General features: G+C 53.9%; 35 protein-coding genes. 1 reads left to right on the top strand and 34 read right to left on the bottom strand.

The genetic code is table 11. The annotated features are described in order from the left end of the window. Positions 1-37 precede the first annotated feature (37 nt). The 33 genes from rplQ to rpsL form a co-directional block, all read right to left on the bottom strand. Complete coding sequence (gene rplQ, locus BCF11_RS12930; RefSeq protein ID WP_038484690.1) at positions 38-433, bottom strand: 50S ribosomal protein L17; 396 nt, start codon at positions 431-433, stop codon at positions 38-40. 159 nt (positions 434-592) lie between these two features. After that, positions 593-1,570, bottom strand: a complete 978-nt coding sequence (rpoA, locus tag BCF11_RS12925) for a DNA-directed RNA polymerase subunit alpha (protein ID WP_061532025.1) — start codon at positions 1,568-1,570, stop codon at positions 593-595. 142 nt (positions 1,571-1,712) lie between these two features. After that, a complete protein-coding gene (gene rpsD, locus BCF11_RS12920) occupies positions 1,713-2,336 on the bottom strand; it encodes a 30S ribosomal protein S4 (RefSeq protein ID WP_061936397.1) in 624 nt (207 codons plus the stop codon). A gap of 180 nt (positions 2,337-2,516) precedes the next feature. Beyond that, a complete protein-coding gene (gene rpsK, locus BCF11_RS12915; protein WP_014004417.1) occupies positions 2,517-2,921 on the bottom strand; it encodes a 30S ribosomal protein S11 in 405 nt (134 codons plus the stop codon). A gap of 63 nt (positions 2,922-2,984) precedes the next feature. Then, the gene (gene rpsM, locus BCF11_RS12910) at positions 2,985-3,350 is read right to left on the bottom strand and encodes a 30S ribosomal protein S13 (protein WP_098495082.1); all 366 of its coding nucleotides are present in this window, start codon (positions 3,348-3,350) and stop codon (positions 2,985-2,987) included. A gap of 27 nt (positions 3,351-3,377) precedes the next feature. Continuing rightward, positions 3,378-3,491, bottom strand: coding sequence for a 50S ribosomal protein L36 (gene rpmJ, locus BCF11_RS12905; protein WP_014004415.1), 114 nt, complete (start codon positions 3,489-3,491; stop codon positions 3,378-3,380). A gap of 25 nt (positions 3,492-3,516) precedes the next feature. Next, positions 3,517-3,735 (bottom strand): translation initiation factor IF-1, encoded by a 219-nt coding sequence (infA, locus tag BCF11_RS12900; RefSeq protein ID WP_014004414.1) that lies wholly within the window; start codon positions 3,733-3,735, stop codon positions 3,517-3,519. Between the two features lie 37 nt (positions 3,736-3,772). Continuing rightward, positions 3,773-5,104, bottom strand: a complete 1,332-nt coding sequence (secY, locus tag BCF11_RS12895) for a preprotein translocase subunit SecY (RefSeq protein WP_098495081.1) — start codon at positions 5,102-5,104, stop codon at positions 3,773-3,775. A gap of 34 nt (positions 5,105-5,138) precedes the next feature. Then, a complete protein-coding gene (rplO, locus tag BCF11_RS12890) occupies positions 5,139-5,570 on the bottom strand; it encodes a 50S ribosomal protein L15 (protein ID WP_098495080.1) in 432 nt (143 codons plus the stop codon). 26 nt (positions 5,571-5,596) lie between these two features. After that, positions 5,597-5,776 (bottom strand): 50S ribosomal protein L30, encoded by a 180-nt coding sequence (gene rpmD / locus BCF11_RS12885; protein ID WP_062120265.1) that lies wholly within the window; start codon positions 5,774-5,776, stop codon positions 5,597-5,599. Positions 5,777-5,786: 10 nt separating this feature from the next. Continuing rightward, on the bottom strand, positions 5,787-6,305 hold the full coding sequence (gene rpsE, locus BCF11_RS12880) for a 30S ribosomal protein S5 (RefSeq protein ID WP_014004410.1): 519 nt from the start codon (positions 6,303-6,305) through the stop codon (positions 5,787-5,789). A 12-nt stretch (positions 6,306-6,317) separates the two neighbouring features. Further along, on the bottom strand, positions 6,318-6,680 hold the full coding sequence (rplR, locus tag BCF11_RS12875) for a 50S ribosomal protein L18 (protein WP_041741098.1): 363 nt from the start codon (positions 6,678-6,680) through the stop codon (positions 6,318-6,320). Positions 6,681-6,692: 12 nt separating this feature from the next. Then, positions 6,693-7,226, bottom strand: coding sequence for a 50S ribosomal protein L6 (rplF, locus tag BCF11_RS12870; protein WP_061936388.1), 534 nt, complete (start codon positions 7,224-7,226; stop codon positions 6,693-6,695). 10 nt (positions 7,227-7,236) lie between these two features. Beyond that, positions 7,237-7,632: a 30S ribosomal protein S8 gene (gene rpsH, locus BCF11_RS12865; RefSeq protein ID WP_061936385.1), complete on the bottom strand. Its 396-nt coding sequence runs from the start codon at positions 7,630-7,632 to the stop codon at positions 7,237-7,239. 14 nt (positions 7,633-7,646) lie between these two features. Beyond that, positions 7,647-7,952: a 30S ribosomal protein S14 gene (rpsN, locus tag BCF11_RS12860; RefSeq protein ID WP_014004406.1), complete on the bottom strand. Its 306-nt coding sequence runs from the start codon at positions 7,950-7,952 to the stop codon at positions 7,647-7,649. Between the two features lie 7 nt (positions 7,953-7,959). Then, complete coding sequence (rplE, locus tag BCF11_RS12855; protein WP_038484668.1) at positions 7,960-8,499, bottom strand: 50S ribosomal protein L5; 540 nt, start codon at positions 8,497-8,499, stop codon at positions 7,960-7,962. Between the two features lie 6 nt (positions 8,500-8,505). After that, positions 8,506-8,820: a 50S ribosomal protein L24 gene (gene rplX, locus BCF11_RS12850; protein WP_014004404.1), complete on the bottom strand. Its 315-nt coding sequence runs from the start codon at positions 8,818-8,820 to the stop codon at positions 8,506-8,508. A gap of 9 nt (positions 8,821-8,829) precedes the next feature. Then, a complete protein-coding gene (rplN, locus tag BCF11_RS12845) occupies positions 8,830-9,198 on the bottom strand; it encodes a 50S ribosomal protein L14 (RefSeq protein WP_014004403.1) in 369 nt (122 codons plus the stop codon). A gap of 236 nt (positions 9,199-9,434) precedes the next feature. After that, positions 9,435-9,707, bottom strand: a complete 273-nt coding sequence (gene rpsQ / locus BCF11_RS12840) for a 30S ribosomal protein S17 (RefSeq protein ID WP_014004402.1) — start codon at positions 9,705-9,707, stop codon at positions 9,435-9,437. Beyond that, a complete protein-coding gene (rpmC, locus tag BCF11_RS12835; RefSeq protein WP_014004401.1) occupies positions 9,707-9,898 on the bottom strand; it encodes a 50S ribosomal protein L29 in 192 nt (63 codons plus the stop codon). Before rpmC ends, rpsQ begins: the two co-directional genes overlap by 1 nt. Before the next feature lie 12 nt (positions 9,899-9,910). Beyond that, positions 9,911-10,330, bottom strand: a complete 420-nt coding sequence (gene rplP, locus BCF11_RS12830) for a 50S ribosomal protein L16 (RefSeq protein ID WP_061936379.1) — start codon at positions 10,328-10,330, stop codon at positions 9,911-9,913. A gap of 2 nt (positions 10,331-10,332) precedes the next feature. Continuing rightward, positions 10,333-11,190, bottom strand: a complete 858-nt coding sequence (rpsC, locus tag BCF11_RS12825) for a 30S ribosomal protein S3 (RefSeq protein ID WP_098495079.1) — start codon at positions 11,188-11,190, stop codon at positions 10,333-10,335. Between the two features lie 9 nt (positions 11,191-11,199). Beyond that, positions 11,200-11,532, bottom strand: coding sequence for a 50S ribosomal protein L22 (rplV, locus tag BCF11_RS12820; RefSeq protein ID WP_172656933.1), 333 nt, complete (start codon positions 11,530-11,532; stop codon positions 11,200-11,202). 6 nt (positions 11,533-11,538) lie between these two features. Next, positions 11,539-11,814, bottom strand: coding sequence for a 30S ribosomal protein S19 (gene rpsS, locus BCF11_RS12815; RefSeq protein ID WP_014004397.1), 276 nt, complete (start codon positions 11,812-11,814; stop codon positions 11,539-11,541). 10 nt (positions 11,815-11,824) lie between these two features. Next, positions 11,825-12,652 (bottom strand): 50S ribosomal protein L2, encoded by an 828-nt coding sequence (gene rplB / locus BCF11_RS12810; protein ID WP_038484661.1) that lies wholly within the window; start codon positions 12,650-12,652, stop codon positions 11,825-11,827. Beyond that, positions 12,652-12,966, bottom strand: coding sequence for a 50S ribosomal protein L23 (gene rplW, locus BCF11_RS12805; protein ID WP_061936375.1), 315 nt, complete (start codon positions 12,964-12,966; stop codon positions 12,652-12,654). The genes rplB and rplW overlap by 1 nt, the downstream gene beginning before the upstream one ends. Then, positions 12,963-13,583: a 50S ribosomal protein L4 gene (rplD, locus tag BCF11_RS12800; RefSeq protein WP_062111678.1), complete on the bottom strand. Its 621-nt coding sequence runs from the start codon at positions 13,581-13,583 to the stop codon at positions 12,963-12,965. Before rplD ends, rplW begins: the two co-directional genes overlap by 4 nt. Positions 13,584-13,586: 3 nt before the next feature. Continuing rightward, positions 13,587-14,243 (bottom strand): 50S ribosomal protein L3, encoded by a 657-nt coding sequence (gene rplC, locus BCF11_RS12795; RefSeq protein WP_061538668.1) that lies wholly within the window; start codon positions 14,241-14,243, stop codon positions 13,587-13,589. Positions 14,244-14,550: 307 nt separating this feature from the next. After that, positions 14,551-14,868, bottom strand: coding sequence for a 30S ribosomal protein S10 (rpsJ, locus tag BCF11_RS12790; RefSeq protein ID WP_038484649.1), 318 nt, complete (start codon positions 14,866-14,868; stop codon positions 14,551-14,553). A gap of 103 nt (positions 14,869-14,971) precedes the next feature. After that, entirely contained in the window at positions 14,972-16,168 is a 1,197-nt protein-coding gene (gene tuf, locus BCF11_RS12785) for an elongation factor Tu (RefSeq protein ID WP_098495078.1), read from the bottom strand. A 94-nt stretch (positions 16,169-16,262) separates the two neighbouring features. Beyond that, positions 16,263-18,368 carry an elongation factor G gene (gene fusA / locus BCF11_RS12780; protein ID WP_098495077.1) on the bottom strand — a complete coding sequence of 702 codons (2,106 nt, stop codon included), beginning with the start codon at positions 18,366-18,368 and terminating at the stop codon, positions 16,263-16,265. A gap of 124 nt (positions 18,369-18,492) precedes the next feature. Further along, positions 18,493-18,963: a 30S ribosomal protein S7 gene (gene rpsG, locus BCF11_RS12775; protein ID WP_014004390.1), complete on the bottom strand. Its 471-nt coding sequence runs from the start codon at positions 18,961-18,963 to the stop codon at positions 18,493-18,495. 137 nt (positions 18,964-19,100) lie between these two features. Continuing rightward, positions 19,101-19,484, bottom strand: coding sequence for a 30S ribosomal protein S12 (gene rpsL, locus BCF11_RS12770; RefSeq protein ID WP_014004389.1), 384 nt, complete (start codon positions 19,482-19,484; stop codon positions 19,101-19,103). 401 nt (positions 19,485-19,885) lie between these two features. On the opposite strand from rpsL, the gene BCF11_RS12765 reads away from it, so the two are divergent. Beyond that, positions 19,886-21,673 (top strand): phosphoethanolamine transferase, encoded by a 1,788-nt coding sequence (locus BCF11_RS12765; RefSeq protein ID WP_098497479.1) that lies wholly within the window; start codon positions 19,886-19,888, stop codon positions 21,671-21,673. Between the two features lie 105 nt (positions 21,674-21,778). On the opposite strand, the gene rpoC is transcribed toward BCF11_RS12765, so the two are convergent. Further along, a complete protein-coding gene (gene rpoC, locus BCF11_RS12760; RefSeq protein ID WP_098495076.1) occupies positions 21,779-26,017 on the bottom strand; it encodes a DNA-directed RNA polymerase subunit beta' in 4,239 nt (1,412 codons plus the stop codon). Positions 26,018-26,075: the final 58 nt, after the last annotated feature.

The following is a 26,075-nucleotide window of genomic DNA, read 5'->3' as shown; positions in this document are numbered from 1 at the left end:
CTGGCTTTTGATTTTAACGCAGCTTGGATACTTAAGCTTAGTCAGCTGTCGGTACTTCAGCGTCGTCGCTGATTTCCGGACGGTCCATCAGTTCGATGTAAGCCATAGGAGCGTTATCGCCAACGCGGAAACCCATTTTCAGGATGCGCAGGTAGCCGCCGTTACGGTTAGCGTAGCGTGGGCCCAGTTCAGCGAACAGCTTCAGGACCATTTCACGGTCGCGCAGGCGAGCGAATGCCAGGCGCTTGTTTGCCAGGGTGTCGGTCTTGCCCAGTGTCAGGATCGGTTCGATCACGCGACGCAGTTCTTTTGCCTTAGGCAATGTGGTCTTGATTGCTTCGTGACGCAGCAGCGAAACAGTCATGTTGCGCAACATGGCCAGACGGTGGGAAGAAGTACGATTTAATTTACGAAGGCCGTGACGGTGACGCATGGTAATTCCTTTCAGTTTTTGAGTTTACATCCAGCTCTTCGATCGACTTCGGCATTGCCTGGTCGCGGGCCGGTTGAAATTAATACAACAATGGATACAACGGGCTTAAAACTAACCCAAGGGCGAGATTCTATCTCACCCCCGGGCTAACAACAAATATTACTTTTCCAGGCCTGCAGGCGGCCAGTTTTCCAGCTTCATGCCCAGTGTCAAACCACGGGATGCCAGAACTTCCTTGATTTCGTTCAAGGACTTGCGGCCCAGGTTTGGCGTCTTCAGCAGTTCATTTTCGCTACGCTGGATCAGATCGCCAATGTAGTAAATGTTTTCTGCTTTCAGGCAGTTGGCCGAACGTACTGTCAGTTCCAGGTCGTCGACCGGGCGCAACAGGATAGGATCGACTTGCGGTGCGCGGGATGGTGCTTCAGCAGCAGCTTCAGTGCCTTCCAGTGCAGCGAACACGTTCAGCTGGTCAACCAGCACGCGCGCCGATTGGCGAATCGCTTCTTCCGGAGTGATCACGCCGTTGGTTTCAATGTTGATGACCAGCTTGTCCAGGTCGGTACGCTGTTCCACACGCGCCGATTCAACAGCGTAGGAAACACGGCGTACCGGCGAGAACGATGCGTCCAGGATGATGCGACCGATGGTCTTGTTGGCATCTTCAGTCAGGCGACGGACGTTGCCTGGCACATAGCCACGGCCTTTTTCAACCTTGATCTGCATGTCGAGTGCGCCACCAGCAGTCAGGTGGGCAATCACGTGCTCTGGATTGACCAGTTCAACGTCATGCGGCAGATCGATGTCGGAAGCCAAAACAGCGCCTTCGCCATCTTTTTTCAATGTCAGTGTTACTTCGTCGCGGTTATGCAGCTTGAACACGACGCCTTTCAGGTTCAACAGGATATCGACTACGTCTTCCTGCACGCCGTCGAGTGACGAGTATTCATGAACCACACCGGCGATGGTCACTTCAGTCGGCGCATAGCCAACCATCGATGACAGCAGGACGCGGCGCAGTGCGTTGCCCAGCGTGTGGCCGTAGCCACGTTCAAACGGTTCCATCACGACTTTAGCGTGGCCGGCACCCAGTGCTTCTACTTCGATAATACGTGGCTTCAACAAGCTGTTTTGCATGAAATGTCCTCTTCAATACCCTCGGCTCGTTACACCGATAAGGCTGATGGCATTAAGGGCGCCGCCGACAATCACTAGGATAGTCAGAGGCACCCTGATGAAACGGCCGCGCCTGGGACCAGGCGCGGCCGAAAAACTAAAATTAACGCGAATACAGTTCGACGATCAGCGATTCGTTGACGTCGTTAGCGATTTCGTTACGGTCTGGCAGGGACTTGAAAGTACCTTCCATCTTCTTCGCATCAACCGAAACCCACGATGGCATGCCGCCTTGTTCGGCCAGTTGCAGCGCTTCAACGATACGCACTTGCTTCTTGGCTTTTTCACGAACAGCGATCACGTCGCCGGTCTTGACTTGGTACGAAGCGATGTTAACAACGTTGCCGTTGACGGTGAACGCTTTGTGCGAAACCAATTGACGGCTCTCAGCGCGGGTCGAACCGAAACCCATGCGATAAACGACGTTGTCCAGACGTGCTTCCAGCAAACGCAGCAGTGTTTCGCCGGTGTTGCCCTTGCGACGGTCCGCTTCTGCGAAATACCGACGGAACTGACGTTCCAGAATGCCGTACATACGCTTAACTTTTTGCTTTTCGCGCAATTGGTTACCGTAGTCGGAGGTACGTGCACCAGATGTGCGGCCATGTTGACCTGGCTTGGAATCCAGTTTGCACTTGGAATCCAGCGAGCGGCGTGCGCTCTTCAGGAACAGGTCCGTACCTTCACGGCGGGAAAGTTTTGCTTTAGGTCCGATATAACGTGCCACGATGCTTCCTTTTAAAAATATGACGCCGGGGCATTACTGCCTTTTGCGGCCGATAACCGGCCTGGCGCTAGTCTGATTTACCTTCAACCAGACAGTGGGCTTAAGAACAAAACCCGCCAAGGTCATTGGCGGGTCACTTGCATACGCTATTGCCAGGCAATAACGAAAATCTGTAAAGATTTAGATACGACGACGCTTTGGAGGGCGGCAACCGTTATGCGGTACTGGAGTAACGTCTTGAATCTGGGTGATCTTGATACCCAGGTTGTTCAAGGCGCGAACAGCGGATTCGCGACCAGGACCTGGGCCCTTGATACGTACTTCCAGGTTCTTTACGCCACATTCCACAGCCACTTTACCAGCGGCTTCGGCTGCAACCTGCGCTGCAAATGGAGTCGACTTGCGGGAGCCTTTAAAGCCAGCGCCACCAGATGTCGCCCACGACAACGCATTACCTTGACGATCGGTAATCGTGATGATGGTGTTGTTGAAAGACGCGTGGATATGCGCGATACCTTCAGCAACGTTCTTTTTAACTTTTTTACGCACACGTGCTGCTGCGGCGTTATTTGGGGACTTTGCCATAATAATTTCCTTGAATCCGACTACCTAAGAACAATCAGTTGCCACGGAAGCGTGGCATCTTAATTATTTCTTCAGCGATTGAGCGGCTTTGCGCGGGCCCTTGCGGGTACGAGCATTGGTACGAGTACGTTGGCCACGGCAAGGCAAGCCTTTGCGATGACGCATACCACGATAGCAACCCAGATCCATCAAACGCTTGATGTTCATCGACAGTTCACGACGCAGGTCACCTTCGACGACGAATTTTGCAATTTCGTCGCGCAGCTTTTCCAGCTCGTTATCGTCGAGATCTTTGATCTTCTTCGTAGTCAAAATACCCGTGCTTTCGCAAATTACTTTTGCGCGTGGGCGGCCAACACCGTAGATGGCTGTCAAGCCGATAACGGTGTGCTGATGATTGGGGATGTTTACCCCTGCAATACGTGCCATTCGTTATTCCTCGATCAATAACGTTAATTAACCTTGGCGCTGTTTATGGCGCGGCTCTGTACAAATGACGCGAACCACGCCTTTGCGCTTAATGATCTTACAGTTGCGGCAGATGCGCTTGACTGATGCGAGCACTTTCATTTTCGTCTTCTTTCTATACTAAAAGTTACTTGGTACGGAACACAATCCGTGCCCGGCTTAAATCATAAGGTGTCAATTCTACCGTCACCTTATCTCCTGGGAGGATGCGAATATAGTTCATGCGCATCTTGCCAGAAATATGACCGAGGACGATATGTCCGTTTTCCAACTTGACTCTAAATGTTGCATTGGGGAGATTCTCAAGAATCTCGCCTTGCATCTGGATAACGTCGTCTTTTGCCATTCGGTCTACTGGTTCCTTTGGTCGTTCGTTGCAACACTTAGCGTGTCGAAACGCCGCCCTTGAAATTTGCCTTACGAAGCAGCGAATCATATTGCTGCGACATCACGTAATTCTGTACTTGCGCCATGAAATCCATGGTGACCACTACGATAATCAACAGCGATGTACCACCAAAATAAAACGGTACTTTCCAGCGGGCGATCAGAAATTCCGGAACCAAACAAACAACCGTAATATAAACCGCGCCAACCAGTGTCAAACGCATCAGGATCTTGTCGATATAACGTGCTGTCTGCTCGCCTGGACGAATCCCTGGTACAAACGCTCCGCTCTTCTTCAGGTTGTCAGCTGTTTCTTTGCTGTTAAACACCAACGCTGTATAGAAAAAGCAGAAGAACACAATCGCTATCGCATACAGCAGAGCATGAATCGGCTCGCCTGGCGCCAAGGAACCCGCCATATCCTTGAGGAAGTTGACTACCGGATTGGTGGAATCACCGGAAGTAAACCAACTCGTGATTGTCGCAGGAAACAAGATGATCGAGGAAGCGAAGATTGGAGGAATTACACCAGCCATGTTCAACTTCAGCGGCAAATGACTGCTTTGACCGCCATAAATCTTGTTGCCTACCTGGCGTTTCGCATAATTCACCAGAATCTTGCGTTGACCACGTTCAATAAATACCACCAGATATGTCACGCCGGCTGCGATCAAACAAATCAGAATCGCCGACAGGGCACTCATGGAACCGGTACTTACCTGACCGAACAAACCACCGATCGCATTTGGCAAGCCAGCTGCAATACCTGCAAAGATGATGATCGAGATGCCGTTACCGAGACCACGCTCAGTAATCTGCTCACCCAACCACATCAAAAACATCGTTCCTGTTACCAGCGTCACAACTGTGGTGAAGCGGAAAGCCAGGCCGGCGTCAAGCACCAGGCCAGGTTGGGATTCCAGCGCTACCGCAATCCCCAATGCCTGAAACGTCGCCAGCAACAGCGTACCGTAACGGGTGTACTGGGTAATCTTGCGACGACCGGACTCGCCCTCCTTCTTCAACGCTTCCAGCTGAGGCGACACAATCGACATCAATTGCATCACGATCGATGCCGAGATATACGGCATGATACCCAGCGCGAACACGGTGAACCGCGACAACGCACCACCAGAGAACATGTTGAACATGCCCAGAATGCCGCCCTGGTGCTGCTTGAACAATTGCGCCAACTGCGATGGATCAATTCCCGGTACAGGAATGTGAGCACCAATACGATATACAACCAGTGCAGCAAGCAAGAACCACAGACGGCCCCATGGGAAGCCGCTCGCAGCACTCTTTGCAAGTTGGGGTGAAGTCGCCACTTATTGCTCCATTGCTACGAGTTAGAACGACAAATTAAGCAACCGATCCGCCGGCCGCTTCAATCGCAGCTTTTGCACCCTTGGTAGCGATCAAGCCCTTGAGCGTAAATTTCTTGGTAACTTCGCCCGACAGGATGACGCGTACCACGCGTGCCAGCTCGCCGATCACGCCAGCTTGCTTCAACACCAGGATATCTACTTCTGTTACCGGCAGGTTTTCCAGGTCCGACAAGCGAACTTCTGCTTTGTACGGCGTTGCCATCGACTTGAAGCCGCGTTTTGGCAAACGACGTTGCAAAGGCATCTGACCACCTTCGAAACCTACTTTGTGGAAACCGCCCGAACGCGATTTTTGACCCTTGTGACCGCGGCCGGCTGTTTTACCGATACCCGAGCCGATACCACGACCAACGCGACGCTTGTAATGCTTGGCGCCATCTGCAGGTTGAATAGTATTCAATTCCATAATTTGCTCCGTTCGCAAGCCTAAGCTTACGACACCACTTTCACAAGATAGGACACTTTATTGATCATGCCGCGAACCGATGGGGTGTCTTGCAATTCGGAAACCGAATTTACGCGACGCAGTCCCAAACCGCGCACTGTTGCGCGATGTGTTTCACGTGTGCCGATCAAACCCTTGACCAATTGTACTTTTACAGTCTTTGTCATGTTGATCACCTTAGCCGAGAATTTCTTCAACGGACTTGCCACGCTTGGCGGCGATTTCCGATGGAGTGTTCATTTTTGACAAGCCGTTCAAAGTAGCACGAACCATGTTGTACGGATTGGTGGAACCTGTGGACTTGGCCACAACGTTCGTCACGCCCAGTACTTCAAAAATCGCGCGCATTGGACCGCCGGCAATAACACCAGTACCGTCTTTAGCTGGCAGCATCAGAACCGATGACGCGCCGTGCTTGCCGGAAATAGCGTGTTGCAGAGTACCGTTCTTGAGCGTTACCTTGATCATCTTGCGACGGGCTTCTTCCATAGCCTTCTGCACAGCAACCGGCACTTCTTTCGATTTGCCCTTGCCCATGCCGATACGGCCATCGCCATCACCAACAACAGCCAATGCTGCGAAACCCATGATACGACCACCCTTGACCACTTTGGTCACACGGTTGACCGCGATCATTTTTTCGCGCATGCCATCATCCGGCTTATCGCTTTGCATTTTTGATTGCATTTTTGCCATGACGATTCTTCCTTAGAACTTCAGACCGGCTTCACGGGCGGCATCTGCCAGCACCTTGACGCGGCCGTGGTAACGGAAACCGGAGCGATCAAACGCAACTTCGGTAACTCCAGCTTTCAGTGCCTTCTCGGCAACGCGCTTGCCAACCAGAGATGCAGCTGCTGTATTGCCGCCTGCACCGGACTTGCCGGCCAGTTCTGCACGTACTTCAGCTTCCAGTGTGGAGGCCGAAGCCAGCACTTTAGCGTCAGGGCCGATGATGCTGGCGTAAATGTGCAAGTTGGTACGATGCACTGCCAGGCGGTTCACCTTTAACTCTGCGATCTTGGCACGCGTTTGGCGTGAACGGCGCAGACGTGATTGTTTCTTATCCATCGTCAACCCCTATTACTTCTTCTTGGTTTCTTTAAGGATTACCACTTCGTCCGAGTAACGAACGCCCTTGCCCTTATAAGGCTCAGGTTCGCGGTAAGCACGAACTTCAGCAGCAACCTGGCCAACACGTTGCTTGTCGATACCCTTGATCAGGATTTCGGTTTGCGTCGGTGTTGCCACTGTGACGCCTTCTGGCATCTGGTGAACAACAGGATGCGAAAAACCGAGCGACAGGTTCAACTTGTCACCTTGAGCTTGCGCACGAAAACCCACGCCAACCAGATTCAGCTTCTTTTCGAAGCCCTTGGTTACGCCGTTGACCATGTTGTTGACCAGAGCACGCAAGGTGCCGGACATCGCATTGGCTTCGCGGCTGTCGTCAGCGGCCGCGAAATTCAGCGTGCCGTTGTTGTTTTCGATTTTTACCAGGCCATTCAAAGCCTGGGAAAGCGAGCCCAATGGGCCCTTGACTGTGATCTGCGCTGCTGTAATGGTCGCTTCCGCGCCAGTCGGCAGTGCAATCGGCATTTTACCTACACGTGACATATTGCACTCCTTAGGCGACGTAGCAAATAACTTCGCCACCGACACCGGTTGCGCGCGCTTTGCGGTCCGTCATGACACCAGAAGGTGTCGAAATAATTGCCACACCTAAGCCGTTCATCACGTTAGGGATGTCATCTTTGCCTTTATAGACCCGCAGCCCTGGACGGGATACACGGTCAAGACGTTCGATAACAGGACGGCCGGCGTAATACTTCAAACCGATTTTGAGTTCCGCTTTGCCGCCTTCTTCTGCGACAGCGAAATCTTCAATGTAACCCTCGTCCTTGAGGACGTTGGCAATCGCAATCTTGACCTTCGACGATGGCATTGCCACGGTTGTCTTGTGAACTACTTGCGCATTGCGGATACGGGTCAGCATATCGGCGATAGGATCGCTCATACTCATTGCATATTCTCCTATTACCAGCTTGCTTTAGTCATACCCGGAATTTCGCCACGCATGGCGATTTCACGGAGCTTAATACGGCCCAGACCGAACTTGCGGAAAGTGCCACGTGGACGACCAGTCAGGGAGCAACGATTACGTTGACGGGTCGGAGCCGAGTTACGTGGCAGCGCTTGCAATTTCAAGCGAGCTTCGTAGCGCTCTTCTTCCGACTTCGATTGGTCATCAATGATTGCCTTTAACTCGGCACGCTTACCGGCGTATTTCTTTACCAGGTCAGCGCGCTTTTGTTCACGGTTAATCAGTGCCAGTTTTGCCATGGCAACCTCAGTTTCTGAACGGAAATTTAAATGCGGCGAGAAGCGATTTTGCTTCGTCGTCGGTCTTTGCAGTCGTCGTGATACTGATATTCATACCACGCAACACATCAATCTTGTCGTACTCAATTTCGGGGAAAATGATCTGCTCTTTCACACCGATATTGTAGTTACCACGACCGTCAAATGCACGACCGGAGACGCCACGGAAGTCACGAACGCGCGGCAGCGCGACAGTGATCAGGCGGTCCAGAAACTCGTACATATGAGCGCCACGCAGTGTAACCATGCAACCGATTGGGTAGCCTTCACGGATCTTGAAACCCGCGATAGCCTTCCGTGCCTTGGTCACGACTGGCTTCTGACCTGCAATCTTGGTCAAATCGCCAACAGCGTGTTCAATGATTTTCTTGTCCGCAATCGCTTCCGACAGACCCATGTTCAGGGTGATCTTCAGGATGCGCGGCACTTCCATTACGGACTTGTAAGCGTATTTCGCTGTCAGGTCGGTAACGACTTTATCTTTATAGAATTCTTGGAGACGGGCCATGATCTCTTAAACCTTAACAACTTCGCCGCTGGACTTGAAAACGCGGACTTTCTTGCCGTCCACATCTTTAAAACCAACGCGATCTGCCTTGCCAGTTGCAGCGTTGAACAACGCAACATTTGACACGTGAATTGGCATCAGCTTGTCAATGATGCCACCAGTTACACCAGTCATCGGGTTTGGCTTGGTCGCTTTTTTAGCAACGTTGACACCCTCTACGACGACGTGATTAGCATCAACGCGTTGCTTTACAACACCGCGCTTGCCCTTGTCTTTACCAGTCAGGACGATTACTTCGTCGCTTTTCCGAATCTTATCCATCTCGACTCCTTACAGCACTTCAGGCGCGAGTGACACAATCTTCATGAAGCGCTCAGTGCGCAGTTCACGAGTGACTGGTCCAAAAATACGCGTACCAATTGGCTCAAGCTTCGCGTTCAGCAGCACTGCTGCATTGCCATCGAACTTGACCAACGAACCATCTTGACGGCGAACGCCTTTAGCGGTCCGCACGACAACGGCGTTATAGATCTCGCCTTTCTTGACGCGACCACGTGGCGCTGCCACTTTGACGGTAACCTTGATCACATCACCAATGCTGGCATAGCGACGCTTGGAACCACCCAGAACTTTGATACACATGACTTCGCGTGCACCAGTGTTGTCGGCTACTTCGAGCCGGCTTTCCGTTTGAATCATAATATTTTCTTTCCCAACTTAACTCGCTGCCGCACGATGCGGATTTACGGTCAGTCTTGGTCCTGTCAGGGCAACTCTGCTGAGCGCACTGCTTAGGTGGACGACTTCCAAAACTTCTTGCTAGAACAAAAATTTACTGCGGGGTGGTGCTATTTTTTCAGTATCGCTCTTGTTGGAAGCCAACAGGAGCGAAGCCAAGCATTATCACATCAAAATGCTTGGCTCGCAACCATTACTTACAGGACCTGTGCCACTTGTACCACACGTGTCACGCTCCAAGCTTTAGTCTTGGAGATTGGACGTCCTTCTTGGATCTCGACAACGTCGCCTTCCTTGGCCTGGTTGGTTTCGTCATGTGCATGGTACTTGTTAGTACGCACGATGATTTTGCCATACAGAGGATGTTTGACGTGGCGTTCGATCAGGACGGTAACAGTCTTGTCCATTTTATCGGACACTACTTTACCAACCAGCGTGCGCTTGAGCGCTTGTTTCACTTGATCGTTCATTACAGGGCGCCCTTCGAATTGATCACGGTCTTGACCCGTGCTATATCGCGACGAACTTTCTTCAATTGCGACGTATTGCTCAATTGCTGAGTTGCGATTTGCATGCGGAGGCTAAACTGTGCCTTCAGCAATTCGTTCAGCTCTTTCGTCAAGGCCGCTTGATCTTTGTCGCGGAGTTCAGATGCTTTCATGTTTAACTCCAATTATTGGCCAATTTGACGCACGACGAACGTGGTCAACAATGGCAATTTAGCTGCAGCCAAACGGAATGCCTCACGCGCCAGAGTTTCATCGACGCCATCCATCTCGTACAGCATTTTACCTGGCTGAATTTCAGCCACGTAGTACTCGGGATTACCTTTACCGTTACCCATACGGACTTCGGCAGGCTTTTGCGAAATTGGCTTATCCGGGAAAATGCGGATCCAGATACGACCACCCCGTTTGATATGACGGGTCATTGCGCGACGAGCTGCTTCAATCTGACGCGCGGTGATACGACCGCGGCCAACCGCTTTCAAGCCAAATTCGCCGAACGACACGGCAGTGCCGCGCGAATGCGAAATGCCTTTGTTGCGGCCTTTTTGCTCTTTACGATATTTTCTGCGTGCTGGTTGCAGCATGATTATTCTCCTGCTTTCTCGGCCGGCACAGCAACTGCAGCAACCGCAGTTACAACACCATCAGCAGCGCCATCCGGCTTCTTGGCACGGGCCGGACGCGCAGCTGGCGCACCTGGACCTGCCGTTGTAGTTTTAGCACGTGGGCGACCGGCTGGCTTGCCATCATCGCGACGTGGACCACGGCGTTTCTTGTCATCGTCGTTAGGTACGTCGATTACCGGCGCATCGCCGTTAGCCAGACGATCACCCTTGTAAACCCAGACTTTGATGCCGATAATGCCGTATGTGGTTTCAGCTTCGCCGAAACCGTAGTCGATGTCAGCACGCAGTGTGTGAAGTGGCACGCGACCTTCGCGGTACCATTCGGTACGTGCGATTTCGATACCATTCAGACGACCGGACGACATGATCTTGATCCCTTGCGCGCCCAGACGCATTGCGTTCTGCATCGCACGTTTCATCGCGCGGCGGAACATGATGCGTTTTTCGAGCTGTTGCGCGATCGAGTCAGCGATCAGTTGTGCGTCGATTTCAGGCTTACGAATTTCTTCGATATTAACGTGAACCGGCACACCCATCAGCTTAGTCAGCGCGGACTTCAGTACTTCGATGTCCTCGCCTTTTTTACCAATAACAACACCAGGACGCGAGCTGTAAATCGTGATGCGTGCGTTCTTTGCAGGACGCTCGATAACAACGCGGCCGACCGATGCGTTCTTCAGTTTTTTCTTGAGGAAAGCGCGAACTTTCAGATCTTCGCCGAGCATTTGGGCAAAATTGCTATTGCCTGCATACCAGCGGGATCCCCAGTTACGTGTAACCGCAAGGCGAAAACCGGTTGGATGAATCTTCTGTCCCATCGTGACTCCTTAGTTTCCGACAGTCACGTAAATGTGACAGGATTGCTTCGAGATACGATCGCCACGGCCTTTTGCACGCGCTGTGAAGCGCTTCAGGACCGAACCTTTTTCCACGTAAATCGTCGTAACTTTCAGCTCGTCGATGTCAGCACCGTCATTGTGTTCTGCGTTCGCAATTGCGGACTCCAGAACACGCTTGATGATGGCTGCACCTTTCTTAGGGCTGAAAGTCAGGATGTTTAGCGCGTGATCAATTTTTTTGCCGCGAATCAGGTCGGCGACCAGACGGCCCTTTTGGGCCGACAGGCGCACGCCGCGGAGGGTAGCTTTAGTTTCCATCATCGGACCTTATTTCTTAGCCTTCTTATCAGCAGCATGACCCTTGAACGTACGGGTCAGCGCGAATTCGCCGAGCTTGTGACCAACCATGTTCTCGGACACATATACCGGGACGTGTTGTTTGCCGTTATGCACAGCAATCGTCAGACCGATAAAATCCGGCATGATGGTCGAGCGACGGGACCAAGTCTTGATTGGCTTTTTGTCTTTGACTGCTTGCGCAGTTTCAACTTTTTTCACCAGGTGGGCGTCGCAGAACGGCCCTTTTTTCAATGAACGTGTCATGTGTTACCCCTTATTTCTTGCCACGGCGCGAGACGATCATGGAAGTAGTACGCTTGTTGCTGCGTGTCTTCTTACCCTTAGTCTGTTGACCCCATGGCGAAACTGGATGACGACCAGCTGCGGTCTTACCTTCACCACCACCGTGAGGATGGTCGACCGGGTTCATGACCACACCGCGAACGGTAGGACGAACACCACGCCAACGCATCGCACCCGCTTTACCGATCTTGCGCAGGCTGTGTTCGGCATTGCCGACTTCACCTACGGTAGCGCGGCATTCGATGTGCACGCGGCGAACTTCACCGGAGCGCAAACGAATCTGAGCGTAAGTACCTTCACGAGCCATCAGCACAACGCCGGCGCCGGCGGTACGGGCCATCTGGGCACCCTTACCTGGCAGCATTTCGACGCAATGCAGAATCGTACCAACCGGAATGTTGCGGATTGGCAGGCAGTTGCCGGATTTGATCGGCGCTTCCGAGCCGCTCATTACCTGGTCGCCTACAGCCATGCCTTTAGTGGCGATGATGTAGTGACGTTCGCCGTCGGCGTAGCACAACAGAGCGATATTCGCAGTGCGGTTTGGATCGTATTCGATACGTTCCACTTTCGCAGGAATGCCATCCTTGGTGCGCTTGAAGTCGATCAGGCGGTAATGTTGCTTATGACCACCGCCGATGTGGCGAGTAGTGATATGACCGTTGTTGTTACGACCAGCTGTTTTTGACTTCTTCTCAACCAGGGCAGCAAATGGACGGCCTTTGTACAGGTCGGGATTAACGACCTTGACCATGCCACGGCGGCCCGGCGAGGTTGGTTTAACTTTAACGAGTGCCATTATTTAGCCTCCTCGGTGAAGTTGATCTCTTGACCCGGCTTCAAGCATACGAATGCGCGGCGGGTGTGGTTGCGGCGACCCATGGTCTTGCCGCTACGCTTTTGCTTACCCTGGCGATTGGCAACTTGCACCGACTCAACCTGAACTTTGAAGAGCAGCTCGACAGCAGCCTTGACTTCCAGCTTGGTAGCGTCTGGTGCGATACGGAAAACGACTTGCTCGTTCTTCTCCGCAACCATCGTTGCCTTCTCGGAAATCACCGGCGCCAGCAACACTTTCATCAAGCGTTCTTCGCTATGTTTAATTGCGTTCATGCCAGCATCTCCTCAATCTTCGCCAAAGCCAGCTTGGTGATCAGGATCTTCTTGTAGAACACAAGCGATACTGGATCAGCGTGACGTGGCTCACATGCCAGGAAACCAGGCAGGTTACGCGACGCCAACAACAGGTTTTCTTCCAGATTGTCGGTAATCACCAACACGGAATCCAGACCCATGGTCTTCAGCTTTTGTGACAGCAACTTGGTCTTTGGCGCTTCGACCGAGAAATTCTCGACGACCGACAGACGACCTTCGCGTGCCAACTGCGACAGAATCGAGCAGAGACCTGCGCGATACATCTTCTTGTTTACTTTGTGCGAGAAGTTCTCGTCCGGCGAGTTCGGGAAAATCCGACCACCGCCGCGCCACAGTGGCGAGGACGACATACCAGCACGAGCGCGGCCAGTACCCTTTTGGCGCCATGGCTTCTTAGTCGTGTGATGAACTTCTTCACGGTCTTTTTGCTTACGGTTACCGCTACGAGCGTTAGCCTGGTAAGCAACTACGACCTGGTGAATCAGAGCTTCGTTGTAGTCGCGGCCGAAAATAGTATCCGGAGCAGCAACGTTCGAAGCAGCTTGACCTTGGTCATTCAGGAGCTTGAGTTCCATGAATTAGGCTCCCTTCTTAGCTTTGATTTTGATCGCAGGGCTGACCACAACTTGGCCGTTCTTTGCACCTGGAACCGCGCCCTTGACCAGCAGCAGTTGGCGCTCAGCGTCAACACGTGCGATTTCGAGGTTTTGCGTGGTTACAGTAACGTCACCCATGTGACCGGTCATGCGCTTACCAGGGAAAACGCGACCTGGATCCTGCGCCATACCGATGGAGCCTGGAACATTATGCGAACGGGAGTTACCGTGGCTGGCACGACCGGATGCAAAGTTGTGACGCTTGATAGTACCGGCGTAACCTTTACCGATCGAGACACCTTGAACGTCAACCTTTTGACCGACTTCGAACAAGCTGGCGGCGATAACTTCGCCGGCCTTCAGTTCGGAAGCCTTGGCTGAATCAATGCGGAATTCTCTGAGGATGGTACCAGCCTCGACGCCAGCTTTGGCGTAGTGACCAGCGGCGGCTTTAGTCACGCGTGAAGCGCGACGCGAACCGAATGCAACTTGAACAGCGGTATAACCGTCTGTTTCAGGCGTTTTGATTTGGGTCACGCGGTTGTTCGACACGTCCAACACGGTTACTGGGATTGAATCCCCATCTTCCGTGAAGATGCGCATCATACCAACCTTGCGACCAACAAGGCCTAAGCTCATTGTTTTTCTCCATTCCCGCCTACGATTGGGCGGGGCTGATGTTTGTACAACTAAAATAAGCACGACTGCATAGGCGAAATCCGCCGGCAATCGCACCGAAGCCGATCAGTATAACCGCGTAAATTTTTATTTGCAAGACCATCTTTGTCGTGGTATGTCAAACATTCAGCGGTTAAGGCTGATTTACAACACCTACAAATAGTTGGGGACAGAGCTGCGCGGGGAGTGTCATTCGCCGCCCTTTGGTGGCTCTTAAACCCTACCCGGGCAGCTCTGTCCCGCAATTATGCAGCTTGTTGCGAATTTATTACTGCAGCTTGATTTCCACGTCCACGCCAGCTGGCAGGTCCAGCTTCATCAACGCATCGACAGTCTTGTCGGTTGGGTCAACGATGTCCATCAGGCGCTGATGGGTACGGATTTCAAACTGGTCGCGCGAAGTCTTGTTGACGTGCGGCGAACGCAATACGTCAAAACGCTGGATACGTGTCGGCAGTGGTACTGGGCCCTTGACAACGGCGCCGGTGCGCTTGGCTGTATCAACGATTTCCTGAGCCGACTGGTCGATCAGTTTGTAGTCGAACGCCTTCAGGCGGATGCGGATTTTTTGGTTAGGAGCTGACATGATTTTCCTTAAAAGAACGAACCGTGGATGACAGCCACCCACGGTATATGAGTACATAGACAAGCCGCCAGAGCGGCCTGCCTATTGCCTTGCAACTTTGCTATTACGCGTCAGGCAGGATCTTGGCAACAACGCCTGCACCAACAGTACGGCCACCTTCGCGGATCGCGAAACGCAGACCTTCTTCCATCGCGATCGGGTTGATCAGCATGACTGTGATCGACACGTTATCGCCTGGCATGACCATTTCTTTGTCTTTCGGCAACTCGATCGAACCAGTCACGTCCGTAGTACGGAAGTAGAACTGTGGACGATAGTTGTTGAAGAAAGGTGTATGACGGCCGCCTTCGTCTTTCGACAGAACATAGATCTCGCCAGTGAAATGCTTGTGTGGCTTGATCGAGTTCGGCTTGGCCAATACTTGGCCCCGCTCTACGTCTTCACGCTTGGTGCCGCGCAGCAGCACGCCAACGTTGTCGCCTGCTTGACCTTGGTCCAGCAGCTTGCGGAACATTTCAACACCAGTACATGTAGTGTCTTGTGTGTCACGGATACCGATGATTTGCAGGGCTTCGCCAACCTTGACGATACCGCGCTCAACACGACCGGTCACAACAGTACCGCGGCCGGAGATCGAGAACACGTCTTCCACTGGCAGCAGGAAAGCGCCGTCAACAGCACGTTCCGGTGTCGGGATGTAAGTGTCCAGCGCTTCAGCCAGAGCCATGATTGCTTGCTCACCCAATGGGCCAGTGTCGCCTTCCAGAGCCAGCTTCGCCGAACCCTTGATGATTGGCAGGTCGTCGCCTGGGAATTCGTACTTGGTCAACAGCTCGCGCACTTCCATTTCGACCAGCTCGAGCAACTCTTCGTCGTCGACCATGTCGGCTTTGTTCAGGAACACGATGATGTATGGCACGCCAACTTGACGCGACAGCAGGATGTGTTCGCGAGTCTGTGGCATTGGGCCGTCAGCTGCCGAGCAAACCAGGATCGCGCCGTCCATCTGGGCAGCACCGGTGATCATGTTTTTAACATAGTCAGCATGGCCTGGGCAGTCAACGTGAGCGTAGTGACGGTTGGCAGTTTCGTATTCAACGTGAGCAGTGTTGATCGTGATGCCGCGCGCTTTTTCTTCTGGCGCTGCGTCAATCTGATCGTACGCTTTGGCTTCGCCGCCAAACTTCTTCGACAATACTGTCGCGATCGCTGCTGTCAGCGTGGTCTTGCCGTGGTCGACGTGGCCGATAGTGCCGACGTTGACGTGCGGCTTGGTCCGCTCGAATTTACCTTTTGCCATTTTATTCTTCCTTCAAAAAGAACGATGTCGTTAAACAATGAGTGAAACATTTCAGCCCTTGCCCGCTCGTGGCGGACAAGGGCTACTTGCCTGATTACTTGGCTTTGGACGTTACGATTGCATCGATAACGTTCTTCGGCGCTTCGGAGTAGTGCTTGAATTCCATCGAGTAGGTTGCACGGCCTTGTGTAGCCGAACGCAACGAAGTCGAGTAACCGAACATTTCCGACAGAGGCACTTCGGCCTTGATGATCTTGCCGCCACCGCCGGCGATTTCATCCATGCCTTGCACCATGCCGCGACGCGACGACAGATCGCCCATCACGGTACCAGCGTAGTCTTCCGGAGTTTCGACTTCAACAGCCATCATTGGCTCCAGAATAACCGGGCTGGCTTTACGGCAGCCGTCCTTGAACGCCATCGAAGCGGCCATGCGGAACGCATTTTCGTTCGAGTCAACGTCATGGTAGGAACCGAAGAACAGGGTTACCTTGACATCAACCACTGGGTAGCCGGCCAACACGCCGGTATTCAGTGTTTCGCGCACACCCTTTTCAACTGCAGGGATGTATTCGCGTGGAACGGTACCGCCCTTGATCGCGTCAACGAATTCAAAGCCCTTGCCTGGTTCTTGCGGTTCAATCTTCAGAACCACGTGACCGTATTGACCACGACCACCGGATTGCTTGACGAACTTGCCTTCGATTTCTTCGCAAGTCTTGCGGATCGTTTCACGATACGCAACCTGTGGCTTACCAACGGTCGCTTCGACGTTGAATTCACGCTTCATACGATCTACGATAATGTCCAGATGCAACTCGCCCATACCGGCGATGATGGTCTGACCCGATTCTTCATCTGTGCGGACACGGAAAGAAGGATCTTCTGCAGCCAGGCGGTTCAGCGCCAGGCCCATTTTTTCCTGGTCAGCCTTGGTCTTAGGCTCGACAGCCTGCGAAATCACCGGCTCAGGGAATATCATGCGCTCCAGGATCACGAATGCTGCCGGATCGCACAAAGTGTCGCCGGTTGTCGTGTCTTTCAGACCAACCACAGCGGCGATGTCGCCTGCCAGCACTTCCTTGATTTCTTCGCGCTGGTTAGCATGCATCTGCACGATACGGCCGATACGCTCTTTCTTCGCCTTGACCGAGTTCAGGACTGTATCGCCCGAATTCAAAGTACCCGAGTAGCAACGCACGAAGCACAGCTGACCAACGAACGGGTCAGTTGCGATCTTGAACGCCAACGCCGAGAACTTCTCGCTGTCTTCAGCTTTACGCACGATAGGCTCGTCGTCTTCATCCAGACCTGGGACTGGAGGAATGTCGGATGGCGATGGCAGGTACTCAACCACGCCGTCCAGCATCGCTTGCACGCCCTTGTTCTTGAACGCAGTGCCGCACATCATCGGCACGATTTCGCTGGCCAGGGTGCGCTGACGGATCGCAGCCTTGATTTCGGCTTCTGTCAGGTCGCCTTCTTCCAGGTACTTGTTCATCAGCTCTTCCGATGCTTCAGCAGCGGCTTCGACCATGTTTTCGCGCCACTTGGCGGCTTCGGCAGCCAGCTCAGCAGGGATTTCACGGTAGTCGAAAGTCATGCCTTGGGTATCGTCGTGCCAGTAGATCGCCTTCATCTTGACCAGGTCGATCACGCCTTCGAACTTGTCTTCAGCGCCGATAGGTACTTGCATAGGAACCGGGTTAGCCTTCAGGCGAGCGCGCATCTGCTCGAAAACCTTGAAGAAGTTCGCGCCGGTACGGTCCATCTTGTTGACGAACGCCAGACGTGGAACCTTGTACTTGTTAGCTTGACGCCACACTGTTTCCGACTGTGGCTGCACGCCGCCGACTGCACAGTAAACCATGCAGGCGCCGTCCAGAACACGCATCGAGCGCTCAACTTCAATCGTGAAGTCAACGTGGCCCGGTGTGTCGATGATGTTGATGTGGTGAGGCTGGAAGTTACCCGCCATGCCCTTCCAGAAACAGGTGGTCGCAGCGGAAGTGATCGTGATGCCACGCTCTTGTTCCTGCTCCATCCAGTCCATGGTGGCCGCGCCATCATGCACTTCACCGATTTTGTGATTCACACCGGTATAAAACAGAACGCGTTCTGTAGTCGTGGTTTTACCTGCATCGATGTGAGCGGAGATACCGATATTGCGATAGCGCTCAATGGGGGTCTTGCGAGCCATGATTTAATCCTAAGTCTTTTAATGCACGAAACCGAGCGCCATTTTTGATAAAAATATGCGCTCGGCTCGAACAAATTTCAGATGCGGACAGCGGCTCGAATCAGGGAGCCGGCTGCCCAGTCTATTAGAAGCGGAAGTGCGAGAACGCCTTGTTCGCTTCTGCCATACGGTGAACTTCGTCACGCTTTTTCATTGCGCCGCCGCGGCCTTCTGCGGCTTCCAGCAATTCGCCGCCCAGGCGTTGCGGCATCGATTTTTCGCTGCGCTTGTTAGCTGCTTCACGCAACCAACGCATCGACAAAGCCATACGACGGACAGGACGAACTTCAACTGGCACCTGGTAATTTGCACCACCAACGCGACGCGACTTAACTTCAACCAATGGTTTGGCGTTGCTGATAGCAAGGGCAAACACTTCCAGCGGATCTTTGCCGGATTTGGCTTGAATGTGCTCGAAGGCACCGTAAATGATGTTTTCTGCGACCGATTTCTTACCGGACAACATCAAGACGTTGACGAACTTCGCAACATCAACATTACCGAATTTCGGATCCGGCAGAATCTCCCGCTTGGGAACTTCACGACGACGTGGCATTTCGATTCCTTTCAATCTTCAGTTGAGCGACAGATCTTTTGTATCTGCACACTCGCGGACAGCCATCATAGCCACCCACTTACTCGGCCCATTGGGGACCGACACTTATTCGTTCGGCTTGCGCCTGGCGAAAACTATTATTTCTTTGCAGCCTTAGCACGCTTTGCACCGTACTTCGAACGTGCTTGCTTACGATCCTTGACGCCCTGGGTATCCAGTGCACCGCGAACCATGTGGTAACGCACACCCGGCAAGTCTTTTACACGGCCGCCGCGCAACAGCACGACACTATGTTCTTGCAGGTTATGGCCTTCACCGCCGATGTACGAAATGACTTCGAAACCGTTGGTCAGGCGAACTTTGGCAACTTTACGCAAAGCCGAGTTAGGCTTCTTTGGAGTTGTCGTATAAACGCGGGTGCAAACGCCGCGTTTTTGCGGGCTGTTTTCCAGCGCTGGTGATTTGCTCTTTACGACCGCAGAAACGCGCGGCTGGCGAATCAATTGATTGATGGTTGGCATCGTTATATATCCAACAAAATTACGACGTTAATAACAACAATCCCGAAATCGGTTGTCCGGGATTGGACAGATACTTGCACAAGGAATCATGCGAATCGCACAACACCTGCGCACAATTCGATTCAGCAGTAGAGGAGGAACGCGCTATAAGAAAGCGGAAGCAGACCAAAGAACGTTCGGCCCATAGAGCCTACAATCGAGAACCCGCGAGTATATCCCTATGATGCCTGGCAGTCAACCGCTGTCTGTGATGACCACCCCGTAAACGCAACAGTCCGGCAAGCGGGATTGTTGCCATATCGGCCATTCCGCCAACGCGACGCCTGCCTATATCTCATATGGCGCGATTCCCGGCGCCAGCTTTACGGGATAATGGGATTCAACTATCCTCCCCCACCATGATGCCTGCCTTGTTTCGCCGCAAAAACCTGTTCGTGCTGGTTACCTACCTGGCCTTGTCCCTAGTTCCCTTCGTACCCTTGCTGTTCGGGCAGGCGGTAGATCATCCAGCCCGCATCATTGCCACCGAAATGGCGCTGTGGCTGGTGATCTGGTCGATTTTCAAGCGCCCCGCCTGGTTTCACTGGCTGTTGATCCCCGCCTTTCTTGCGCTGCCGACCGAGCTCTACCTACGCAAATTCTACGGCCAGGGCATCTCTACCCATCATCTCGGCATCATTGCCGAAACCAGTCCAGGCGAAGCGCTGGAGTTCCTGGGCGACAAGATCTGGTGGCTGGCGCTGATTCTTGCGCTGGTCGTGCTGTGGTGGGCGCTCAGCTGGCTGGCGGCCGCCCGCACCCGCGACCTGGATCTGGAAGGACCCTCGCGCTGGTTCGGTTGGTTAGTACTTGCTGTCGGCCTATGCGTCTGGTTATATGGACAGGAGATCGGGGTTCAGCCAGCGCCCGGCAGTGCCACAGGTAGCAGCCTGGCGGCCAGCCCGGGCCTGCACTTCGGCAAGCTGCCGACCTGGGCGGCGACGCCGCTGGAAGCGGAACCGGTCAGCCGCACCTGGCCCTTCGGTCTGGCAGTGCGCGGCTACGATTTCTGGAAAGAACGGGAATACCTGGACGACCTCGAACACAAGAACAGCCAGTTCCATTTCGGCGCGCATCAGGCCAGCCATCAGGACACGCCGCAAATCGTGGTCATGGTGATCGGCGAATCGTCGCGCTACGACCGCTGGAGCCTGAACGGCTATCAGCGCGACACCAATCCCCTGCTCGGCAAGGAAAGCAACCTGGTCAGTTTCTCGGATGTGATTACCTCGGTCTCGGCTACCCGGCTGTCGGTGCCGGTTATGGTCTCGCGCAAGCCGGCCACCGAGAGCCTGAAGGCCGGCTTTGCCGAAAAATCGTTCATCACCGGCTATAAGGAAGCCGGCTTCAAGACCTACTGGATCTCGAACCAGATGTCCTACGGCAAGTTCGATACCCCGGTCTCGGTCTTCGCCAACGAGGCGGATGTGGTGCAATTCCTGAATCTAGGCGGCTTTACCGATGCCTCGAATCTGGATGCGATCCTGTTGCCGCAACTGCAAAAAGCCATGGCCGATCCGGCGCCGAAAAAGCTGATCGTGCTGCACACGCTCGGCAACCACTGGAATTACAGCCATCGCTATCCCCAGGAATTCGACAAATGGCAGCCCTCCCTGTTCGGCGTCGAGCATCCGGCCTATACCAACCTGGCGAACAAGCCGGCGCTAAGCAATAGCTACGACAACTCGATCCGCTATGTCGACTGGTTCCTGGCCCAGGTCATCGGCCAGCTGCGGGATTCCAGGCAATTGAGCGCGATGATGTATTTTTCAGACCACGGCCAGACCTTGTACGACGGCAGCTGCAAGATTGCCTTCCACGGCCACAACACCCAGTTCGAATTCCATATCCCGGCGCTGATGTGGTATTCCGACATCTATAAGCAATCCTATCCCGACAAGGTCGATCAGCTGCAGCGCCACAAGCGTGCGCGCATGACGACTGAAAACGTCTTCCATTCGCTGCTCGACCTGGCCGACATCCGCTATCCGGACGAGCATCTGGATTGGAGCTTCCTGAGCAGCAAGCTGCGCCCACACAAGCGCTACGTCGACAGCTACGGCTGGACCGATTACGACAATTCCACTTTCAAGGGCGATTGCCGGGAAGTGATCGACAACGGCAAGCCCATGCGCCAGCAAAAGGATTGATGGCGTCGCCGGCCAGCGTTACGGCGGACTGATCTTGCAGACATAAAAAAACGGCAGTGGATTTTCATCCACTGCCGTTTTGTCTTGCAGCTACGCTGCAGCGTATTACGCTTCGCCGCTCTCTTGCGCACCCAGCTCTTCAGCTGCGCGTGCTTCCGCAGCCGCCAGGCGTGCTGCCTGCTCGGATTGCAACAGCGCTGTGCGCTCTTCCGCTTCCCAGCTGTCTTTTTCCTTGCGTGCACGGTGGAACGCGAGACCGGTGCCGGCTGGAATCAGACGGCCGACGATGACGTTTTCCTTCAAACCGCGCAGCGTGTCTTTCTTGCCCATGATCGCGGCTTCGGTCAACACGCGGGTGGTTTCCTGGAACGATGCGGCCGAGATGAACGAATCGGTCGACAGCGATGCCTTGGTAATACCCAGCAATACGTTTTCGTAAGTTGCAGGAATCTTGCCCGCTGCAATCACGCGATCGTTTTCGTCTAGCAGTTCCGAACGCTCGACCTGCTCGCCAGTGATGTAAGACGCATCGCCGGCATCAACGATCTGAACGCGACGCAACATCTGGCGCACGATCACTTCGATGTGCTTGTCGTTGATCTTCACGCCTTGCAAGCGGTACACGTCCTGAACTTCGTCAACGATGTAGCGCGCCAGTGCTTCGATACCCAACAGCCGCAGGATGTCTTGCGGATCGGCTGGGCCGTCGACAATCATTTCACCCTTGTTCACGACTTGGCCGTCATGCACCAGCACTTGCTTGTCCTTGGTAATCAGGAACTCGTGCTTGTTGCCGTCCATGTCTGTGATTTCCAGACGCTGCTTACCCTTGGTTTCCTTACCGAAGGCCACAGTACCTGTGACTTCAGCCAGCATACCTGCATCCTTAGGCGAACGTGCTTCGAACAGCTCGGCAACGCGTGGCAGACCACCGGTAATATCGCGAGTCTTTTGCGATTCAGTCGGGATACGCGCCAGCACTTCACCAACGTGCACTTGCTGACCGTCTTTCACGGTAATCAGCGCGCCAACCTGGAAGCCGATCGTCACAGCGTGTTCAGTACCGGCGATCTTGACTTCTTCGCCTTGTTCGTTCAACAGCTTGACCTGTGGACGAACAGTCTTGGTGACCGAACCACGACGCTTCGCATCGATAACCACCAGAGTCGAGAGACCGGTAACTTCATCGATCTGACGGGCCACGGTCGAACCTTCTTCGACGTTCTCGAAGCGGACAGTACCGGTGTACTCGGTAATGATCGGACGGGTCAGCGGATCCCATGTCGCCAGTGCCGTACCGGCCTTGATGGTCAAGCCATCCTTGACGATCAGGGTAGCACCGTAAGGTACTTTATGACGCTCACGCTCACGGCCGTGGTCGTCAGTGATCAGGACTTCGCCGGAACGGGAAATCACGATCAGCTCGCCCTTGCCGTTAGTCACGTAACGCATGGTCGCCGTGAAGCGGACCGTACCGTTGGACTTGGCTTCGACACTGGACGCCACTGCCGAACGCGATGCCGCACCACCGATGTGGAAGGTACGCATGGTCAGCTGGGTACCAGGTTCACCGATCGACTGCGCAGCAACCACACCGACTGCTTCACCGTTGTTGACCAGCGAGCCGCGGCCCAGGTCGCGACCGTAACATTGCGCGCACAGGCCGTAGCGTGTGTCGCAAGTCAGCGGCGTGCGGACCTTGACTTCATCGATGCCGAGGCGTTCGATTTCTTCAACTGCATCTTCGTCCAGCAAAGTACCGGATTCGTACAAGGTGCCCTGGGTTTCCGGATTGACGATATCGTTGGCAGCAACACGGCCGAGGATACGGTCGCGCAGCGCTTCGATCACTTCACCGCCTTCAACCATCGCCTTCATCGAGGCGCCGTTGGAAGTGCCGCAATCATCTTCGATCACGACCAGATCCTGGGTCACGTCAACCAGACGACGTGTCAGGTAACCCGAGTTCGCTGTCTTCAGCGCGGTATCGGCCAGACCTTTACGTGCACCGTGGGTCGAAATAAAGTACTGCAAAACGTTCAGACCTTCGCGGAAGTTCGCGGTGATCGGCGTTTCGATAATCGAACCATCCGGTTTCGCCATCAGGCCACGCATACCGGCCAGCTGACGAATCTGTGCCGCGGAACCGCGCGCACCGGAGTCGGCCATCATGTAAATCGCGTTGAACGATTCCTGAGTGCCCTTGGTGCCGTCGCGGCGGACCACGTCTTCTACCTTCAGTTGCTCCATCATGGCCTTGCCGACGTCGTCGCCGGCCTTGCCCCAGATGTCCACAACCTTGTTGTAGCGTTCGCCGGCAGTCACCAGACCGGACGAGTACTGCTGTTCGATCTGCTTCACTTCTTGTTCCGCGGTCGCGATGATGGTCGCCTTTTGTGGCGGCACCAGCATGTCGTCCACGCAGATCGAGATGCCGGCACGGGTCGCCAGGCGGAAACCGGACTGCATCAGCTGGTCAGCAAACACCACCGTCGCGCGCAGGCCGCACTTACGGAACGAAGTGTTGATCAGCTTCGAGATTTCCTTCTTCTTCAACGCGCGGTTCAGCACGGTGAATGGCAGGCCCTTAGGCAGGATTTCCGACAGGATCGCACGGCCGACAGTCGTTTCGTAACGCTTGATGGTCTTGACGAATTCGCCTGTAACCGCATCCTTCGGATACTCGGTGATACGCACGGTAACGCGGGTCGTCAGCTCGACTTCCTTGTTGTCGTAGGCACGGATGGCTTCCGACACGTCAGGGAACATCATGCCTTCGCCCTTGCCGTTGATTTGCTCACGGGTGGCGTAGTACAGACCCAGCACGATATCCTGCGACGGCACGATCGACGGTTCGCCGTTCGATGGGAACAGGATGTTGTTGGAAGCCAGCATCAAAGTGCGCGCTTCCATCTGTGCTTCGATCGACAGTGGTACGTGTACCGCCATTTGGTCGCCGTCAAAGTCGGCGTTGAATGCGGCGCAGACCAGCGGGTGCAATTGGATTGCCTTGCCTTCGATCAGGACCGGCTCGAACGCCTGGATACCCAGACGGTGCAATGTAGGCGCGCGGTTCAACATGACCGGATGTTCGCGGATCACGTCTTCCAGGATGTCCCACACCACGGAAGTCTGGTTTTCAACTTCCTTCTTGGCCGCCTTGATGGTGCTGGCGATGCCCATCACTTCCAGCTTGTGGAAAATGAATGGCTTGAACAGTTCCAGTGCCATCAGTTTCGGCAAGCCGCACTGATGCAGTTTCAGCTGTGGACCCACCACGATCACCGAACGGCCGGAATAGTCGACGCGCTTACCCAGCAAGTTCTGACGGAAACGACCGCCCTTACCCTTGATCATTTCTGCCAGGGATTTCAGCGGACGCTTGTTGGCGCCAGTCATTGCCTTACCGCGACGGCCATTGTCCAGCAGCGAGTCAACCGCTTCCTGCAACATCCGCTTTTCGTTGCGGGTGATGATTTCCGGAGCGCGCAATTCCATCAGGCGCTTCAGACGGTTGTTACGGTTGATGACGCGGCGATACAGGTCGTTCAGGTCGGAGGTAGCGAAACGGCCACCATCCAGCGGCACCAGCGGACGCAACTCAGGCGGCAGCACCGGCAACACTTCCATGATCATCCAGTCAGGCTTGATGCCCGAACGCTGGAACGCTTCCAGCACTTTCAAGCGCTTGGCGTATTTCTTGATCTTGGCTTCGGACTTCGACTCTTTCAATTCCTGACGCAGAGTTTCCGCATCGCGGTCGATATCGATCGCGCGCAGCAGCTCACGGATGCCTTCGGCGCCCATGAATGCGGTGAAATCGTCGCCGTATTCTTCGTACTTGGCGGCGTAGTCGTCTTCCGACATGATCTGGCAACGCTTCAGCGGCGTCATGCCTGGATCGGTGATGACGTAGGCTTCAAAATACAATACGCGTTCGATATCCCGCAGGGTCATGTCGAGGACCATGCCCAGACGCGACGGCAGCGATTTCAGGAACCAGATGTGCGCAGTCGGCGATGCCAGTTCAATGTGGCCCATGCGCTCACGGCGCACCTTGGCCAGCGTGACTTCAACGCCGCACTTTTCGCAGATCACACCGCGATGCTTCAGACGCTTGTACTTGCCGCACAGGCATTCGTAGTCTTTGATCGGGCCAAAAATCTTGGCGCAGAACAGACCGTCGCGCTCTGGCTTGAAGGTACGGTAGTTGATGGTTTCAGGCTTTTTTACTTCGCCATAAGACCATGAACGGATTTTTTCGGGCGACGCTAGACCAATCTTGATCGAGTCGAACTGTTCATTTTGCTGAACTTGCTTGAATAAATCGAGCAGTGCTTTCATGTATCACTCCAGTTGGCGTGAAGAAACTAAGATTCTTTACTATTGCTGCGTAGGGCGG

It is taken from the genome of Collimonas sp. PA-H2 (assembly GCF_002564105.1).
GTDB lineage: Bacteria > Pseudomonadota > Gammaproteobacteria > Burkholderiales > Burkholderiaceae_D > Collimonas.
This window is presented reverse-complemented; position numbering and strand designations above follow the sequence as displayed.

Bases quoted from the DNA above. Each gene is read 5' to 3' on its own strand.
- rplQ (WP_038484690.1), bottom strand. From the start codon at position 433: ATGCGTCACCGTCACGGCCTTCGTAAATTAAATCGTACTTCTTCCCAC.
- rpoA (WP_061532025.1), bottom strand. From the start codon at position 1,570: ATGCAAAACAGCTTGTTGAAGCCACGTATTATCGAAGTAGAAGCACTG.
- rpsK (WP_014004417.1), bottom strand. From the start codon at position 2,921: ATGGCAAAGTCCCCAAATAACGCCGCAGCAGCACGTGTGCGTAAAAAA.
- rpsM (WP_098495082.1), bottom strand. From the start codon at position 3,350: ATGGCACGTATTGCAGGGGTAAACATCCCCAATCATCAGCACACCGTT.
- rpmJ (WP_014004415.1), bottom strand. From the start codon at position 3,491: ATGAAAGTGCTCGCATCAGTCAAGCGCATCTGCCGCAACTGTAAGATC.
- infA (WP_014004414.1), bottom strand. From the start codon at position 3,735: ATGGCAAAAGACGACGTTATCCAGATGCAAGGCGAGATTCTTGAGAAT.
- rplO (WP_098495080.1), bottom strand. From the start codon at position 5,570: ATGGAATTGAATACTATTCAACCTGCAGATGGCGCCAAGCATTACAAG.
- rpmD (WP_062120265.1), bottom strand. From the start codon at position 5,776: ATGACAAAGACTGTAAAAGTACAATTGGTCAAGGGTTTGATCGGCACA.
- rpsE (WP_014004410.1), bottom strand. From the start codon at position 6,305: ATGGCAAAAATGCAATCAAAAATGCAAAGCGATAAGCCGGATGATGGC.
- rplR (WP_041741098.1), bottom strand. From the start codon at position 6,680: ATGGATAAGAAACAATCACGTCTGCGCCGTTCACGCCAAACGCGTGCC.
- rplF (WP_061936388.1), bottom strand. From the start codon at position 7,226: ATGTCACGTGTAGGTAAAATGCCGATTGCACTGCCGACTGGCGCGGAA.
- rpsH (WP_061936385.1), bottom strand. From the start codon at position 7,632: ATGAGTATGAGCGATCCTATCGCCGATATGCTGACCCGTATCCGCAAT.
- rpsN (WP_014004406.1), bottom strand. From the start codon at position 7,952: ATGGCAAAACTGGCACTGATTAACCGTGAACAAAAGCGCGCTGACCTG.
- rplE (WP_038484668.1), bottom strand. From the start codon at position 8,499: ATGGCCCGTCTCCAAGAATTCTATAAAGATAAAGTCGTTACCGACCTG.
- rplX (WP_014004404.1), bottom strand. From the start codon at position 8,820: ATGGATAAGATTCGGAAAAGCGACGAAGTAATCGTCCTGACTGGTAAA.
- rplN (WP_014004403.1), bottom strand. From the start codon at position 9,198: ATGATTCAAACGGAAAGCCGGCTCGAAGTAGCCGACAACACTGGTGCA.
- rpsQ (WP_014004402.1), bottom strand. From the start codon at position 9,707: ATGAACGATCAAGTGAAACAAGCGCTCAAGCGCACGCTGGTTGGTAAA.
- rpmC (WP_014004401.1), bottom strand. From the start codon at position 9,898: ATGAAAGCATCTGAACTCCGCGACAAAGATCAAGCGGCCTTGACGAAA.
- rplP (WP_061936379.1), bottom strand. From the start codon at position 10,330: ATGCTGCAACCAGCACGCAGAAAATATCGTAAAGAGCAAAAAGGCCGC.
- rpsC (WP_098495079.1), bottom strand. From the start codon at position 11,190: ATGGGACAGAAGATTCATCCAACCGGTTTTCGCCTTGCGGTTACACGT.
- rplV (WP_172656933.1), bottom strand. From the start codon at position 11,532: ATGATGGAAACTAAAGCTACCCTCCGCGGCGTGCGCCTGTCGGCCCAA.
- rpsS (WP_014004397.1), bottom strand. From the start codon at position 11,814: ATGACACGTTCATTGAAAAAAGGGCCGTTCTGCGACGCCCACCTGGTG.
- rplB (WP_038484661.1), bottom strand. From the start codon at position 12,652: ATGGCACTCGTTAAAGTTAAACCAACCTCGCCGGGCCGCCGTGGCATG.
- rplW (WP_061936375.1), bottom strand. From the start codon at position 12,966: ATGAACGCAATTAAACATAGCGAAGAACGCTTGATGAAAGTGTTGCTG.
- rplD (WP_062111678.1), bottom strand. From the start codon at position 13,583: ATGGAACTCAAGCTCCTGAATGACCAAGGTCAAGCTGCTTCGAACGTT.
- rplC (WP_061538668.1), bottom strand. From the start codon at position 14,243: ATGAGCTTAGGCCTTGTTGGTCGCAAGGTTGGTATGATGCGCATCTTC.
- rpsJ (WP_038484649.1), bottom strand. From the start codon at position 14,868: ATGTCAGCTCCTAACCAAAAAATCCGCATCCGCCTGAAGGCGTTCGAC.
- tuf (WP_098495078.1), bottom strand. From the start codon at position 16,168: ATGGCAAAAGGTAAATTCGAGCGGACCAAGCCGCACGTCAACGTCGGC.
- fusA (WP_098495077.1), bottom strand. From the start codon at position 18,368: ATGGCTCGCAAGACCCCCATTGAGCGCTATCGCAATATCGGTATCTCC.
- rpsG (WP_014004390.1), bottom strand. From the start codon at position 18,963: ATGCCACGTCGTCGTGAAGTTCCCAAGCGGGAGATTCTGCCGGATCCG.
- rpsL (WP_014004389.1), bottom strand. From the start codon at position 19,484: ATGCCAACCATCAATCAATTGATTCGCCAGCCGCGCGTTTCTGCGGTC.
- BCF11_RS12765 (WP_098497479.1), top strand. From the start codon at position 19,886: ATGCCTGCCTTGTTTCGCCGCAAAAACCTGTTCGTGCTGGTTACCTAC.
- rpoC (WP_098495076.1), bottom strand. From the start codon at position 26,017: ATGAAAGCACTGCTCGATTTATTCAAGCAAGTTCAGCAAAATGAACAG.